9 protein-coding genes are annotated in these 16,595 nt (G+C 51.1%); 3 read left to right on the top strand and 6 right to left on the bottom strand.

The genetic code is table 11. From position 1 onward, the window contains the following. Positions 1-9: 9 nt before the first annotated feature. On the bottom strand, positions 10-672 hold the full coding sequence (locus tag P1P86_06210) for a C-GCAxxG-C-C family protein (protein MDF1574769.1): 663 nt from the start codon (positions 670-672) through the stop codon (positions 10-12). A gap of 116 nt (positions 673-788) precedes the next feature. Between P1P86_06210 and P1P86_06205 the strand changes: the two genes are divergently transcribed. Beyond that, entirely contained in the window at positions 789-4,322 is a 3,534-nt protein-coding gene (locus P1P86_06205; protein MDF1574768.1) for an FG-GAP-like repeat-containing protein, read from the top strand. Here P1P86_06205 and P1P86_06200 read toward each other — a convergent pair. Further along, positions 4,302-5,843 carry a hypothetical protein gene (locus P1P86_06200; GenBank protein ID MDF1574767.1) on the bottom strand — a complete coding sequence of 514 codons (1,542 nt, stop codon included), beginning with the start codon at positions 5,841-5,843 and terminating at the stop codon, positions 4,302-4,304. The genes P1P86_06205 and P1P86_06200 overlap by 21 nt on opposite strands. Before the next feature lie 9 nt (positions 5,844-5,852). Further along, positions 5,853-6,248: a hypothetical protein gene (locus tag P1P86_06195; GenBank protein MDF1574766.1), complete on the bottom strand. Its 396-nt coding sequence runs from the start codon at positions 6,246-6,248 to the stop codon at positions 5,853-5,855. A gap of 327 nt (positions 6,249-6,575) precedes the next feature. Between P1P86_06195 and P1P86_06190 the strand changes: the two genes are divergently transcribed. Then, complete coding sequence (locus tag P1P86_06190) at positions 6,576-7,397, top strand: VCBS repeat-containing protein (protein ID MDF1574765.1); 822 nt, start codon at positions 6,576-6,578, stop codon at positions 7,395-7,397. A gap of 24 nt (positions 7,398-7,421) precedes the next feature. Then, positions 7,422-8,120, top strand: coding sequence for a fibrobacter succinogenes major paralogous domain-containing protein (locus P1P86_06185; protein ID MDF1574764.1), 699 nt, complete (start codon positions 7,422-7,424; stop codon positions 8,118-8,120). 10 nt (positions 8,121-8,130) lie between these two features. Here P1P86_06185 and P1P86_06180 read toward each other — a convergent pair whose 3' ends face one another. The 3 genes from P1P86_06180 to P1P86_06170 all read right to left on the bottom strand — a co-directional run bounded on the left by P1P86_06180 (position 8,131) and on the right by P1P86_06170 (position 16,559). Continuing rightward, complete coding sequence (locus tag P1P86_06180; GenBank protein MDF1574763.1) at positions 8,131-11,415, bottom strand: VCBS repeat-containing protein; 3,285 nt, start codon at positions 11,413-11,415, stop codon at positions 8,131-8,133. 223 nt (positions 11,416-11,638) lie between these two features. Then, positions 11,639-13,405: a RagB/SusD family nutrient uptake outer membrane protein gene (locus tag P1P86_06175; GenBank protein MDF1574762.1), complete on the bottom strand. Its 1,767-nt coding sequence runs from the start codon at positions 13,403-13,405 to the stop codon at positions 11,639-11,641. A 28-nt stretch (positions 13,406-13,433) separates the two neighbouring features. Next, positions 13,434-16,559, bottom strand: coding sequence for a TonB-dependent receptor (locus P1P86_06170; GenBank protein MDF1574761.1), 3,126 nt, complete (start codon positions 16,557-16,559; stop codon positions 13,434-13,436). Positions 16,560-16,595 lie beyond the last annotated feature (36 nt).

The following is a 16,595-nucleotide window of genomic DNA, read 5'->3' as shown; positions in this document are numbered from 1 at the left end:
CCGATCTTCTTAAATGGAGCTGTCCTCCAGGATAATCTCTGCGGCCATATGGACCGCCTTGCGGACCACTTCGCTGCATTTGTCAGTGGCACCTGCATTCTGAAATTCCTGCAATTCGGCCGGATCCCTTAAGCGGTAACAGCGTCCGAACATTTCTTCCTGAACCTCATGGCAGAGGGTGGTCCCAAATTCCTTCTCAAACTTCTCGCAAAATGCCCCGGCGGGGACCAGTGCTGCCTGATAAGTATCCCAGTTATTCAGATGGTGTATATCCCGGCCATAGATTAGTCCCAGGGCCATCAGGGGACCGGTGACCGCTCCGCAGGTCTCTCCACGCTCCGCCATCCCAGGCAATGGAGTCAGCGCTTTGACCACCTGTTCTCCCCTGAGCCCGAACTGCTCTTTCAGGGCCAGAAAGCTGCTCTGGGCGCAGTGGTGCGACAGCTGCATGTATTGGTCCACTTTCTGATCCAGCAGCTTTTTCACCAGCTCCCGTGGCATCTGGCGGTTTTTTGACAATTCTTCCTGAAAGCCGTTCTCTTCCGGAGAAACGGATTCAGCTGTTTCCGGGGGAGGGTTTTCTCTGGTCGTGCACGCGCCCAGGGTGGTCGCGGAGAGGGTGGCCAGAGTGGCCCTGGCCAGGAAAATACGGCGGTTCACTCTCTTTTTCATGGGCTAAAGTTAGGAAATTCGTGTGACTGAAGTAGCATGTTTTTTGTATCTTGTGAACGACGATTACAAGGGAAAAAATCATGAAATACAACAGCTTTATTATATTACTTACAAGTTTGTTATTACTGTCATACCAGGGTTGTAAGCAACAGAAAGGCAGTGAAACGGAACGGGCCGAAGAAATGATTTCGGCAAAAACACTGGGACTGGCTTATCTGGAGGAGAACAAGCTGGAGGAGGCAGAGGCGGAGTTTCTGAAGATCCTTGACCTGGATGAGGACGAGGTGATGGGTTATGCCAACCTGGGTATTGTTTATCTCCGGATGGGATCCTTTGATAAGGCCGAAGAGTGGCTTCTTAAGGCCATCAGGATGCAGCCCGGGGATCCCGATGTGAGGCTTATCCTGGCCAAGGTCTATGAGATGGGCGGGGCGCCGGAGAAGGCTGTGGAGGAGCTTGAAAAAATTATGGAATTCTCTCCCGGGCATGTGAAATCCCTGTTTAACCTAACAGAACTGTATGCCTCCATGCCCGGCGAAGAGGCACTTGAAAAACGTCTCGGGTACACCGGTGCGCTGGTGGAGAAGGTGCCGGCCAATATTGTTCCCCGGCTCAACCTTCTGGAGATCCTGATCCAGGAAGGACAGGCGGACCGCTCCCTGGCACTGCTGGAAGAGTTGCAGCAGGTTTTCCCGGAATTTCCCAAAGAAGCACTTGAATACTACGATCAATCCCTGGAGGCCCTGAGAATGCAGGACCTGGAAAAGGCAGCGGTCTCTTTTATGATTTTCCACAACTATATGAAAGTTACGACCCCCTACCAGGCCGGCATGATGGATCTGAAAGGGCCGGGAGGGGCGCTGGTAGGTTCGCCGGTCATCACTTTTGCCGAGCAGCAGATGGGTATCCAGGCGGCGGACTGGCAGGAGATGCTGGCAGCCATAAAATTTACCGATATTACGGCCACCGCAGGACTCGATTTTCTGCTGAAAGGATCCGGACCGGAACAGACCGGGGGGACCACCCACCTGGCAGCCTGTGATTATAACGGGGATGGAGATGTGGATCTGTATGCCGGCCGCCGGGATCCTGCCACCGGAGAATACAGGCACTATTTGCTTAAGAATGAATGGGGCTCCTTCCAGGATGTCTCCCTGGCATCCGGAATAAGCCATCAGGGTGCGGAGCACTCCGTTCAGTTCGCTGATTACGACAATGATGGATTCCTGGATATCTATGTGGCCGGTGTCGAAGGCAATATTCTGTACAGGAGCAACGGAGAGGAGTCCTTTCTGGATGTTACGGATCAGGCAGGGGTTGGCGGAGATCAGCTTCCCGGAACCGCTTCGCTCTTTTTTGACTATGATCACGATGGTGACCTGGACCTTCTGGTGGGCAGGGAAGGAGCCAACCTGCTCTACAGGAACAACCTGGATGGTACTTTTCTGGAACAGGGAGAACGGTCGGGCCTTGCAGGTGGAGAGTCGGAAACGGTGGATGCTGCCTTTGGAGATTTTGACGAGGACGGGGATATCGACGTACTGCTTATAAACAGCGATGGAAACATCCGGCTCTATTCCAACCAGAGACAGGGGATTTTCAGAGATATTACCAGGGAGGCTGGGATCCCTTTTATAGATGGAGCCAGTGCGGTGAGCGTGGGGGATTATAACAACGATGGATTTCCGGACCTCTTTCTGGCTTCCTCTGAGGCCGGCGGATCGCTGATGTTCCTGAACCGGGGAGATGGCACATTTGCGGAAGATTTTACCTCGGATGAGGTAAGAACAAGCCTGCAAAACGTACGTGTTTTTGATGCCGAACTCTTCGATTTTGATAACGATGGTTACCTGGATCTCCTGGTGGCAGGCGAATCCACACGGGAAGGCGAAGCAGGGGTGATTCTTTATCACAGTGACGGAAACGGGAAACTCTGGCTCTCCCCCGGTATTCTCCCGGATGATCTGAAATCGGGAAGTGGCATCACTGCGTTTGATTATAACAATGATGGGGACCTGGATGTGGGCATTACCGGAACCGATGGAAGCATCCGGCTGCTGCGCAATGACGGGGGCAACAACAATCACTATATTAAGATGAAGCTGGTGGGGCTCCGGGCAGGAAGCGCCAAGAACAACTATTACGGGATAGGGGCCAAGGTGGAGGTCCGCGCCGGAAGTCTCTATCAGTCGAAGGTGGTTACCGGTCCCGACATTCATTTTGGCCTTGGCTTGCGGGAAAAGGCAGAGGTCATCCGCATCCTGTGGACCAACGGGGTCCCGCAGAATATGTTTTTCCCCGCCACCAACCAGGACCTGATCGAACAACAACAGCTGAAGGGATCCTGCCCCTTCCTCTACACCTGGAACGGGGAGGAATATCAGTTTGTCAAGGATATCATGTGGCAGAGTGCCCTGGGTATGCCCCTGGGCATCATGGGCGAATCCGGCACCTATGCTCCTTCAGATGCATCGGTCGATTATATTAAGATCCCGGGAGACCAGATGAAGATGCAGGATAAGAGCTATACCCTGCGGGTCACCGGAGAGTTATGGGAGACGCTCTATATGGATAAGATTGGACTGGTGGTGCTGGACCATCCCGACAGTGTGGATTTGTATGTGGATGAGCGTATGGGACCCCCAGCTTTATCGGGTTACAGGCTCTTCCAGGTTGGAGAGCAATTGCAGCCGGAATCTGTCAGAGACCAGTACGGGACCGATCTCCTGCCCATTGTCTCTGAAATGGACAGCCGGTATACGCCTTATTTGAAACAGGGTTCCTACCAGGGAGTTACCGAGATGTCAGAAATCACCATTGACCCCGGAGAGATCGATACGGACCAGAAGCTATACCTCTACCTCTATGGATGGATCTTCCCTACCGATGCCAGTATCAATGCATCTATCTCACAGTCGGACCGGCTCCGGATGATCCCGCCCATGATCGAGGCCATCAACGGGGAGGGGGAGTGGGCGCCCATCGTGGAGAACCTGGGTTTCCCCATGGGCAAAGATAAAATGATGGTGGCCGACCTGAGCGGAAAACTATTAAAATCGGATCCCCGTATCCGCATCCGGACCAATATGCAGATACACTGGGATCAGATCTTTTTCTCTCAGGGAGATCCGGATGCACCGGTCCATGCCACCCGGCTGGAACCCTCTGTGGCCGAACTGCACTACCGGGGATTTTCCAGGACCTACAGAAAGGGGGGAAGATACGGCCCTCACTGGTTCGATTACAGCACGGTAACAAGCGAACCCATCTGGCGCGACCTGACTGGGAACTACACACGCTTCGGGGATGTATTGCCCCTCCTCCTGGATTCTGATGATATGTACGTGATTAAGAATGCAGGGGATGAAACCATCATCGAATTCGATGCCGGCAGGCTGCCCGTACTTCCGGAGGGCTGGACCAGGGACTTTCTGGTACACAGTGTGGGTTGGGTGAAAGACGGGGATCTGAATACGGCACACGGACAAACGGTTGAACCCCTGCCATTTCACGGCATGAGCCGCTATCCCTATGGTCCGGAGGAAGCCTATCCCTCGGATCCGGAACATAAGCGCTACCTGGAGGAATACAATATCCGGGTGGTCGATACGGAAGTATTTACCAGATCCCTAATTGGTGAAAAAGAATAAAAGGCCAAGCGCGATAACAGCTATGAAAAGGGTATAGGGAAGCGAGATCAGAACCTGCTTTCCCGCTTTCGTGTCCATCTCCCGGCTGCTCCGGGTCATATTCCTGAGGCTCAGGTGCAGTCCCGTTAATATCAGGATGGCCTGTATCCATGGAATATAGCGGGGAATAAGCTGGTGCCACGGCGTATTGGCGGTACCGAAAAAATCCCAGCCCCATCCAAAAGGATCCGAAAGGGATTGAAGCACGAAGGTGATATTGGTAAAAAGCATGGGGATTACGAAAGCCATCCAGAGCAATAAGCCAAAGGGCAGTAGGGAAGAAGTATAGCTCAGGAATACCTTCCGGGAGCTAAGCTTTGCCACGGAGATCCTGCTTCCGGCCCGGGCAAGCAGATACAGCAATCCGGGCATCACCACTAGAGACGTGGTCCAGACAACAGCAGTATAGATGCCGAAGAGATCCCAGTTCTTTTTATCCAGGATGTTTACATAATCGCGGACAACAGGCCAGTGCCCCAGGTAGAGTATGCTATAGATGATGGCGATGGTAAATATGGTGATGGAAAGCCAGGCATCGCTCATGTGGGACATGTTCCTTTCCGATGCAAAGGGCCTTTTATAGAGGCTCACATTATCATAGGTGCAGGACCGTACGCACTCCAGGCAAAGTCCGCAATTTGCATTCTCCTTCAGCTCTGCCACATTCAGGCTGTAGGGACAGGCCCAGCCCCTGGCGTTTCCATTCTGACAGTAATGGGCCTTGCACTTGTCGAATACCTCCTGCGAGCGATTACGCAGGGCCAGTTTGCTCATACCCGAGAAAGGGCCGATAAAGGCATGAACCGGACAAAGGTAGCGGCAAAAAGCCCTTAATTCAAAGATGGGAGCCATCAGGGTCGGCAGCAGTAAGAGCAATAGAATGGCCAGACCCGAAATCCTGGGAGAAGCCACCATGGTGGTGGAAAATGTGGCCAGGATCAGAAATACGAATAGCCGGAGCCAGTTGTTGCTCAGCCTTTGGGGCCATTTCAGTGAAAGCCCGAAGAATTTATTATTATAGCCCATGCTTCGTACCGCTTTCGGAGTAAAAAAGGACCCACGTTGAATCAGGTCGCCAAACATGGGCAGGGGACAGATGGTGCACCAGACGCGTCCTGCAAAGGGAGTCAAAACTCCGATGATTAAAAAGAGCCACACGGCCCACATAAGCAGAACTCCCAGGTTCCGCCCCGACATCTTGGTGCCGAAGAGGGAGGTCATGATCACGATATAGATGAGAGTCAGGGCGAACAGGGTCAGAATAAACTGCGGCCAGCGGGAAGCCAGCAGTTTTTTCAGGAAACCATTGCTCCGGAACAGATCTTTCATACCGGTTTTTTCATCGCCCGGGTTTTCTTTTCTGCTGCTTCTTCCATTCAGGCCGAGAATCCAGATCAGGATCACACCCAGAAAGCTTCCCAGGCTGAAGCACAGCAAAGTATTGGGAAGGATGAGCAGCTTCCCCTGTTCAAATGCATGCATGGGGCCGCACTATACATGGCAGCGATACTGGCTTTTTGAAATCACGTAGTTTAATATTCCCGGATGCCCGGCAACCAGGATCAGCTCTTTGGTGATTACCGGGGTCGCAGAAGGATCCGAGGTCTTAAATACCGTCACCTCTTCAACGGCGGGACTAACCTTTAAATCAATATCAAACTCCTCCAGGAAAAACGAGTGTCCCGTATCATCCGATGAGAAAGTCAGATGAAGGGTATCGCCGCGGTTGCAGCGGATCACAGCGGGATCTTTCCCATAACGGAAATTCCGGATATGAATATACCGGTCGACGGGTTCCCGGGTAAAGAACTGGCAAATAATGGCTGGAATAAGACCCAGAATCAGGACAATAGTTACATTCCGGATCTTTAAAAAGGCATTACTCATAAACTGGGGTGAATGATAATTGAGGGCTAATGTAGTTAAAAAACCGGTTTTCTTTTTCCGGGTTTTGAACATTCCGGTTAAACCAAAAGCGGGAAAAGCAGTCAAAACAATAATTAGCATGTTACCAATTTCAAGATTCCTGTCTGGATAAGGCTTTATGGCAGAAGTATATTTAAAAAACCGGTCGGGGCAAACTGGACCCGGTGGTTATTTATTTGCAGTCAAAAGGTGTTCTCAGATCTGATTAAAAAAACGTCACCAGCCATGCATTCTTCAAGATAAAACAAGAAGCTTAAAAAACGGTTCAGAAATTTACTCACCCTGGTAATGGTGCTGGTAATAATGCTTGGTGTCCCCTATGCCATTTTGAAATACCAGTCCGGGAAGAGCGGAATGACCATCCGGGAGGTGGTGCAGCGAAAGATGATCCGGAACGATGGGTCGGAAAGCGGCAACCTGCCGGTCAGCACGGTAAGCGAGGGAGAGAAGAAAGACTTTCTGGTCCGCCGGCACATCGGACTGGATTACGACACAAAACCCATGATATCCCATGTGCTGGCGGAAGACCTGGACCAGGATGGCCTGATGGATGTCATTGTTTGCGATGCCCTGGATAACTTTGTGTCCTGGATCAGGCAGTATCCGGCCGATACCTATACGGAAACAGTGCTGGCCTCTGATCTGATTGCCCCGGTCCATGCCCAGGCCATTGATTTCGACGGGGACAAGGATCTGCTGGTGGCTGTTCTGGGCCTGCTTTACCCTTCCAATGATAAGATCGGGTCCATCGTTTATCTGGAAAATGACGGGGACTTTCATTTTAAGAAGCATACGATTATTGAACGCATTGCCCGGGTCTCGGATATCCGGGCAGGAGACCTGGATCTGTTTGCCGTGAGTGCGTTTAATTTGTGGGAGAATCCCGAAGCACAGAGTTTTATATGGCTGGAGAATGTGGGGGATATGGAGTATGTCAGGCGGGACATCGCCAGCGATCCCACCCACCTGATGGTGATGCAAAGCGGTGATTTCAATCAGGACGGACTGGTCGATTTTGTTACGGGAGGGATGTATCCCTATCCTCCTTTCGACCGGATGAGCAGAGTCACTTTATGGATCAACGACAGCTCCCTTTTATCAGAAAAATAAGTGATACTTAGAAAACGCAGAACCATGGGTTCCAATGTATTTAAAGCCATCTCTTTTTTCTTTTTTTTATCTCTATTGACGGCCTGCAAACCGGGTCAGGAAAAGGATAACAGTAGTGAGACAGTCAGCGATGTGGATGGTAATTCCTATAAGACGGTGGAGATTGGCAGTCAGGTTTGGATGAGTGAAAATCTTAAAACGACCCGTTTCAGTGACGGCAGTCCGCTGGCTCTGGTAGAAAATTATGACGAGTGGGCAACTCTGAGCCTTCCTGCTTATTCGTGGTACAACAACGATTCCCTGAACAGGGAAGAGTTCGGGGCCCTGTATAATTATTATGCCATCGAATCGGGAGAGCTTTGTAAGGAAGGATGGCACGTACCGACCGATGCAGAGTGGATCGAGCTTGAAACGTACTTCGGAGGTGCAATAATAGCCGGAGCTGCCTTGAAGGAGGAGGGAACAGATTACTGGAAAACGCCAAACAAGGCCGCCACAAACGAAAGTGGATTTACAGCGCGTCCGGGAGGTTATCGTAGTTACAACGGGACATTTAACTGGATGCGGACCTATGGTTTATGGTGGAGCTCCACCTTAAAGAGCTGGTATGGAAGTTCTCCAAAGTTAGTGTACCGGGATATGCGCTATGACGACCAGGATATCCGGCGCGATATAGCGGACAAAAAAAGCGGTTTATCCGTATGCTGCATAAAAAACCCTTAACAGGCCGGTCTTACCTGTTCACCGAATAGCTTAACACGCTGTCGCGGTTTATTCCTGCTATAATAAGCGGGGATTCCCCATCCAGGTATAACAATGATTCCACCATTCCATGAAGTACGATCCCGCTTTCTGAAGGGCTGACCAGCCTGTTTAGTGCTTTCCCGTCACTGCTCATATACAGGAGCCCTTTGATAGCATCGTAATAGCCGGTACTTATATCAAAGGTGTGATCGTTTCCGGCGATTAGAATATCGGGGTATGAATCCCCGTTGAAATCACGTATAATGGTCTTTTTGATCGGTCCGACCTGGGCTGCAACAGGGAGTTTTTCCCACCGGAAGGTCTCCTCCTCGTTCCAGAGGATGTAGTTGGATGCGGTATTGATATAAAAAATCTCATCGACCCTGTTCATGGTAGCGGTATCAAACATCTCCGGGATGGAGGCAAAACTGAATTCTTTGTAGGACTTGTATTGCTTTAAAAAAAAGTTGGATTGGCCCACCAGTTCATCCAGGTAGTTGATGGGATATTCGATCATTTCATCGTTTCTGTCTTTCCAGTAGGCGGTAGATATGGGATCCAGGGTTCCGTTCATATCCAGGTCAAAGGCATAGATTCTCAAAGGATATGCTTCGCTGATGGTGAAACGGTGGTTTTCTCCCAGATTCCCCAGGATATAATCCGGGTCACCATCCTGGTCAAAGTCGCCTGTTCCCACGGAGAACCACATCCCATGCATTTGTTCCATCACTGCAATTTCCTGGCTGACCAGGCTCTCACCCTCCATGTTTTTCAGGAACAGGGAGGAGTTCCACTCCCTGGCTACAAGCAGGTCCTCCCATCCATCGCCGTCGTAGTCGCTCCACAGGGCATCGGTTACCATTCCCAGGTCTAATTTCCGGCAATTCTCCGGACTAAAGCGGCCTTCCTGGTTGATCAGCAGCCAGGAGTCTTCTGCGAAGGGAAAGCGGGTCATCTGGATCCTGGCTCCGATAAAGAGATCCAGATCCCCGTCGTGATCGAAATCCAGCACCCGGACTACAGAGGCCGGGAAGGGAGGAATGGGGAGGGGGGTCCTGATATAGCGGTCCCCCTTTTTTTCATACAAATAATGGATATACTCTTCGGTGCGGTTCTCATACCCGCCGGCCAGTGCAACGATCTCGTTTTGTCCGTCTCCATTCAGGTCCAGGATGGCAAAGTCCGATTCAGAAAAGTCCTTCCGGGTAGTGAGACCAGCCATCTCGGTTTGAACATACTTATCTCCCTGTTTCAGATAAACACGGGTGGGCGTGAGATTGGTGGCCCCGATAATCAGATCCTCCAATCCGTCTCCGTCCAGGTCGCCCTGCTGAATTCGCGGCCCGATCTGGGAGAACTTATGGGGAATGATATTCTGCATAAAATAGTAATCGATCACATCGTTCTGCTCATGCTTGTATGAGATAGCTCCGTTCATCCTGGAAAACAGCCGGGAGCCTTGATCCTGATCTTCAGAGGGTTCCCGGGGGGCAATGGCACTTTCTATAGCGATTTCCACCACCTGGTTGGAAGGAAGCTGTTTCAGAACGCTTACCAGTCCGCTGGTGGGCCAGGTCACCCTGACAGAGTCGATCAGGGTCCGGTTTGATAATCCGAAATGGACCTCCGGGTCCACCGAGGAAATATAGCCCCTGGAGAGGAAATGCTCCTGGAACTGGTAGCTGTCTCCGCTCCAGAGTTCCACTTTGGCCCCGAAAGCCTCGGGATTGAGCGTATCGCCCTTTAAGCATATACGGAGGAAGTTGGCTTCTTTTTTTCCTTTTTCAACGGTGTTGTTTTTATATACAAAGGCCACATCATTCAGGTTGTTGGTCACGTAATCCAGGTCGCCGTCGTTATCCAGATCCGCAAAAGCGGCCCCGTAGGAATAGGACTCGATGGGTTCAAACCAGCCTGGTTTGTTGTCCCTGAAGGTATAAGCGCCGACATTTTCGAAGGCGTAATTATTCATTTTTGAAGGCGGACACCTCTCTATGACATGTTTGTGGTCCGCAATGGAACCGAATACAGCTGCTTTATAACGGGTCCAGTCCTTATCGGTCATGTCCCGGGGATATCCGTTGGCAATGAACAGGTCCTTGTCCCCATCGTTGTCATAATCGGCAAAAAGGGGCGACCAGCTCCACTCGGAGTGGTAAATACCCATCATCTGGCCCACCTCACTGTAGGGGACCATTTCTTCATCGATTTTGCCGTTATGCAGGTGCATCATGTTTCTCAGGTACTGGCGTTCATATCCGTATTTCTCGTCATTGATGTAGTAGATGTATCCAAATCCGTTGATGGTCTGTTTCTTTTTATAATAGTATTCCGGCATCATATCCAGGGTAAAGATATCGGGATAGCCGTCGTTATTAATATCGGCTATGTCATTTCCCATGGAGGATTTTGTCTGGTAGGACAGCAGGGTGGCAATCTCGTTTTTAAAGGTGCCGTCCTGCTGGTTGATATAGAGCAGGTCATTGGAAATATAGTCGTTGGAGACGTATACATCGGGATATCCATCCTTATTCACATCTCCCACGGCCAGTCCCAGCCCGAAGCCTTCGTAGACAATACCAGCTTCGATGGTCACATTGGTAAAGGTTCCATCCCCGTTATTTCTGTAAAAATCATCGTTGCTGACAGCGCTTCCATCGTTGATCTTGGCCCTGTAACTGGCAGAGAGCCGTTCGGTAACAAAATTATTCAGCAGGTAGAGGTCCAGGTCCCCGTCGTTGTCGTAATCCAGAAAGGCAGCGTGTACCGAATAACTCTCATCTGCCAGGCCGTAGGCTTCAGCCCGGTCGATAAAGAGCAGGCGGCCATCTTCCTGCGGTCCCTGGTTGATATAAAAGCGGTTTTTTCTTCTTTCCGCTTCCGGATGAGCCGTGGAGGTAAGGTAGATATCTTTCCATCCGTCGTTGTTGATATCGGTAAAGGTAATCCCGCTGTACCACTGCCCGTTGTCCAGATCCCTGAAACTGTCTGAAATATCTTCGAACTTCATCTCTCCCCGGTTCAGGTAGATACGGGGGGCCACCTGGTTGGCGGTAAAAATGATATCCTGCAGCCCGTCATTGTTCAGATCTATAATGCCCACACCGGCTCCGTTGTAAATGTATTCAAAGTTGAGTACATGCACCGAATCGCTCTCCAACACCACATTATTAAAGGTGATCCCGGTTTGCTCCGGATCAAGCAATTCAAACCTGGGTCCCTCCTTGCAGGAGACAAGCAGGAGAGAGAGTACTAGAAGCAGATAATTCCTCATTTCAAATAAACTGGTTTGTATGATCGAAGTGTCCAAAGAAACAAAAAAAAGCTACCTCCTCAAAACAAAAAAAGAGCTTGTGCCAATAGGCAATTTTGAAAGTTATACCGGCGAGAATGCCTACAAATATTTACACAGTAAAGATTTTAAGCGACGAGCGGGTATAACGTAAAAGAGGCTGTACCATTTGATACAGCCCCTTTTATTTGGATTGAAATGTGTATTACCTGTTCTGAATCAGGTTTCCGTTAGCCAGGTCAATCTGACGCTGGGGTACCGGGAAGTTTACATCTTCAGCTCCGATAGTAGCAGAACCGTACAGGGCGTTCCCCCATTCCATGGTCTTCTCATAGGCAAGGATGCGGGACAGTTCGCTTTGAACATCACCCCAGCGCTGCAGGTCATAGTACCTGTGGCCTTCCTGGCCCAGTTCCAGTTTCCTTTCAAACTTGATGGCCACCATGGCTTGAGCACCACTGCCAAAAGCTGCGGGATACTCACTGATCACATAGTTGGCAGCAGGAGTAACTCCGTCATCTTCGTAAACAAAGCCGTCCGAATTGGCTGCTCTGTCCCTGATGGCATTTACTTCGCCAAATCCAAGGTCATCGGCACCTGTCATCGCTTCGCATTCTGCTTTAAGCAGGATAGCGTCTGCATAACGGGCCATGCGATATCCATTGGCAGTATATCCGGAAGTCCAGTTACCAACTTCGGTATAAGTACCTTCCTGTGATTGCTTGTATACCTGCTTCTTCGGACTATAAGGTCCGGAATAGGTCTGATCCCTGATCCAGTCCTGTCCGGTGTGAATGCCCCAGTCCCAGTAAGGAATACCACGGCGACCTACGGACCAGTCAACACGCGGGTCGAGACGGCCTGCATACTCCACGTAAACAGCGTCAAGTGCAACCCCCTGGTCATTGGTAACCTTCTCGTCGTTGTAGGAGAAAGTTCCGGCAGCCAGATCGATCAAAGGCAGACCGTTTGCATCGGTGCGGAAGGAGTTTACGAAATCCTGTGTCGGACAGAAGAATCCGCAGCATCCTCCGGGTGAGCCTCCCGACTTATAGGGGAAGTTCAGCACTTCGGCAAATCCGCCGTTACGGCCGCCTGAGGCATCATTTACCGAATACTGAACGGTGTAGATCGACTCCTCATCGTTCCTGTTCTCAATATCAAAGATGTCCCCGTATTTGTCCATCAATTTACAGGCCTGTCCGGCAGGATTGGTTCCGCTGGTCACCACCGTGTTTAACAGAGGCAGGGCCGAGTTATAGTCGCGGTACATCTGCATATAGGCCTTGGCCAGGAAAAACTGGCAGACGGTCTTGTTGAAACGTCCCACCTGCCCCATATCATTGGGAAGGTTGGTTCCGGCAGTGAGGTCATCGATAATCAGGCTCCGGATATCCACATCGTTGGTCAGAGTGGCCTGATCGGTGTTCTCATCCACATAGGGAACATAAATATTGGAGCTCATATCGGCCCACAGCCTCCAGGCTTCCAGGTGGTACCATCCACGCAATGCCCTGGCCTGGTTGATAAACCAGCTCAGCTCATCCGAGGTGATGGTTCCGGCTTCTGCAGCCATATTGGCCGTTATTATGGTTGAATTACACCGGGAGATCCCTTCATACACAGCCCGCCACTTATTGTTCAGATAGGGACTTGTTGAAGTTTCTGAGTAAGTCTGGATGGGGTTGATATCCGGCTGGTCGCCCGAGTCAGTACCTTTATTGGCTTCCAGGCCCCGGATGGAACCATAAACCCACCCGGAGGTGCCGGCATCCCAGCCAAAACTGCCGGTAACCCCGTCCACCAGGGAATAGGCGCCTACAAGCAGTGCATCCACACCGGTATAGGTCGCAAGTACAGATTGATCCAATGATCCGTTTGGAGTGATCTCGAGGAATTCCTCACTACAGGAGTTCATCAGCAGAAGTCCTGCAATCACTGCAAATACTGATAAAAATTTTAGTTTTTTCATATCTCTGTTGAATTTTTTCTCTTAAACATTAAAATCCAAGGCTCACACCAATCAGGAACTGCTTAATGGCAGGCAGGTTTCCTTCATCCACACCCATAAAGGTATCGGCAAAACTGGCCAGTTCGGGATCCAGTCCGCTGTACTTGGTAATGGTGAGGAGGTTGGTTCCCTGTACATAAATCCTGGCATTGGCAAATACATTGCCCAGAACAGCTTTGTCGAAGGTATAACCCAGCTGCAGGTTCTTCAGCCTGACAAAGGATCCGTCTTCGATGTAGTAGCTGTTGGATACCTGGTTGGTAGAGAAGTTGGATTTGTTGGAAGCAATCGGTACGGTGGCGTCGGTATTGGAAGGCGTCCAGCTGTTATAGAGGAGGTCGGTACTCTTCTGTCCCTGGAAGGAGGGCCAGAAATCGAGCCACCACTTGTTGTAGTTGAAGATCTCATTGCCCTGCGATCCGTAGAAGAAGGCAGTCAGATCAAAGCCTTTATAGCCCAGTACCAGGTTCAGACCGTAGGTGAAATCCGGGTTGGGATTCCCGATAAACATCCGGTCGTCGGGATCAATGGCCCCTGAACCATCCACATCTTCATAGCGGAATACTCCGGGCTCGGCACCATCCTGCGTGGCGGCACCATCCACTTCTCCCTGGCTCTGGAACAGGCCCAGTACATTGTAACCAAAGAATTCACCCATGGAGTTTCCGACCATGTTCCGGTTAAAGGCACCGATCCTGGATCCGCCGGCATCAAAATAGTCGTAACCTTCAGCAATGCTGACAATCTCGTTCTTGTAGGTCGTGAAGGTCGCATTGGCCTCCAGGCTGAAATCACCCCAGATCTGGCGGTAGATCAGCTGGATGTCGATCCCGCTGTTGTGCATCTCGCCGATATTCACAGAAGGTGCGGAGGCAGCTCCTGCCGTACCGGGAAGTTCGGGTGAGAAGAGCAGGTCCTTGCTGTCCTTCACATACCAGTCGAAATTCAGTTCCAGTTTACGGTCGAAGAGCAGGGCATCGAAACCTGCATTGATGGTAATGTTGGTCTCCCACTGTGCACTGGGGTTCCCGATCCGTGAAGGATAGAAGCCGAGCAGGGAGGAGTTGGTGGTACCATTCAGGTCGTAGTAGGAATTCCTAGGGCTTCCAGCATACAGATAGAACTGGTTGGCCGGGTTAACAGGCAGCTGGTTCCCCATGGTTCCATAGCCACCCCTGATCTTAAAGTCGGAGATAAATCCGGCACCTGCCAGGAAGGACTCTTCACTGATCCTCCAGCCAGCCGATACAGACGGGAATACCCCGTAACGGGTCTCCGGTCCGAATACGGAGGAACCATCCCTACGTACGGTACCACTTAAATAGTACTTTTCGAGGTAGTTGTAGTCGGCCCGTAAGAACTGGGACACCAGGGTTCTCGGGGTCCAGTAACCGCCCCATCCATTTTGAAGATTGGCCCCGTTATTTACGGTCCTGTAGGTTAGGGCATCCGAGAAATAACCGGCTTTCTGTGCGCCGACATTCCGGCCCATTCCGTATTTTCCGGCCTCATAACCGGCAACAGCCAGAACATTGTGGTTGCCCAGTTGCCTGGCGAAAGTCAGGGTATTGGTCCAGGTCCACTCTCCGCCGTAATCGGCGCTGTTCTGATAAGAAGAAGTCGCCGTGTTCTCGGAACTTTCGTAGGTCTTCCCGTTCCAGCCCCTGTAATAGGAGGTGCCATAGGATCCACCGAAAGAGGTCCTAAAATTCAGGCCTTCGATGAACTTCACATCGGCAAACACATTACCGAATACGCGAAGGGCCTGCCAGGTATTATCTTCGCCCCTGGTGGCATTGGCAACATAGTTGTCACCGTTACCCAGACGGGGAGCAATCCCGGTTCCGCCCCAGTCGCCTTCTGTAAAGGTATGGGAGAGACCCACATAGTCGGCGCCTGTCCATTTCACGGGAATAATAGGCTGGGTACGGTAGACACCCATGGCCACGGCTCCGCCTTCTTGACCGTTGGGAGAGGTACCATGGTCGGAACGGTGCACCACGTTGATGTTTTCCCCGATGGTTACCCGGTCCTTGATATTAAATTCGGAGTTGAAACGTCCGCTGTAACGCTTGTACCAGTTTGTCATCACGACACCGTCCTGGTCGAAATAACCCAGGCTGGCATAAAATTTCGAATTCTGGTTTCCGCCCGACATCGAAAGGTCGTGGTTCTGAATCACGGCATTCTTAACCGTAACTTCGTCCCACCACTTGGTGTCCGCTGCCCAGCTGGGGAAAGAAGGAGAAGCTGCGGTGGAGGGCCCGTAAACGGGGTGATCTTCCACGGTTCCTTCGTTGTCATATACCAGCCACTGAATGTCCGCGTATTCCTGGGCGTTTGCCAGGAAGTCCGGACCTGAGCCTGCATTCTGCACACCGGCGTACATGTTGTAGTTTACTTTGATTCCGGATGAAGAACCTTTTTTGGTGGTGATCACAATGACCCCGTTGGAGGCCCTGGATCCGTAAATGGAAGCAGCACCGGCATCTTTCAGCACAGACATGGATTCCACATCTTCTGCATTGATGGTGTTCACGTTGGTGGTTGGTACCCCGTCGACCACGTACAGCGGAGAGTTGTTGGAAAAGGAACTAAAGCCCCTGATCCTTACCTTTCCGGACTGTCCCGGCCTGGAGTCCTGTGTAACTGTTACACCGGCCACGCGGCCCTGCATCTGCTGGGTCACGTTACTCTGGGGCATCGAGGTCAGCTCGTCAGCCTGAATAACACCCACAGCACCGGTCAGGTCCTGCTTTTTCTGGGTGGCATAAGCCGTTACCACAATTTCATCCAGAGAGGTAACGTCGGGAGCCAGAGTAATGTTGATGGTGGTCTGGTTGCCAACGGGCACTGCCTGGGTGGAGTAGCCAATAAATGAGAAAACAAGGGTGGCATCGTCGCCGGTAACAGAGATACTGTAGTTACCCTGTCCGTCGGTGACTGCTCCTTGTGTGGTTCCCTGGACCACAATATTAACTCCAGGAAGCGCTCCTTGATCCTCAGAAGTTACAGTACCTGTAACCGTTCTTTGCTGAGCAAATGTGACACTCAGCGCAAAGCCAAGGAGGAGTAACGATAATACGCCACTCTTCCACAATGTAGATCTACGCATAATAGAAGTAGTTTAAGGTTAGAAATGAATACAAGT

This window comes from Bacteroidales bacterium (assembly GCA_029210725.1).
Lineage (GTDB): Bacteria > Bacteroidota > Bacteroidia > Bacteroidales.
This window is presented reverse-complemented; position numbering and strand designations above follow the sequence as displayed.

Coding starts and splice junctions, on each gene's coding strand:
- P1P86_06180 (MDF1574763.1), bottom strand. CDS start 11,415: ATGAGGAATTATCTGCTTCTAGTACTCTCTCTCCTGCTTGTCTCCTGC.
- P1P86_06185 (MDF1574764.1), top strand. CDS start 7,422: ATGGGTTCCAATGTATTTAAAGCCATCTCTTTTTTCTTTTTTTTATCT.
- P1P86_06210 (MDF1574769.1), bottom strand. CDS start 672: ATGAAAAAGAGAGTGAACCGCCGTATTTTCCTGGCCAGGGCCACTCTG.
- P1P86_06170 (MDF1574761.1), bottom strand. CDS start 16,559: ATGCGTAGATCTACATTGTGGAAGAGTGGCGTATTATCGTTACTCCTC.
- P1P86_06175 (MDF1574762.1), bottom strand. CDS start 13,405: ATGAAAAAACTAAAATTTTTATCAGTATTTGCAGTGATTGCAGGACTT.
- P1P86_06195 (MDF1574766.1), bottom strand. CDS start 6,248: ATGAGTAATGCCTTTTTAAAGATCCGGAATGTAACTATTGTCCTGATT.
- P1P86_06190 (MDF1574765.1), top strand. CDS start 6,576: ATGGTGCTGGTAATAATGCTTGGTGTCCCCTATGCCATTTTGAAATAC.
- P1P86_06200 (MDF1574767.1), bottom strand. CDS start 5,843: ATGCATGCATTTGAACAGGGGAAGCTGCTCATCCTTCCCAATACTTTG.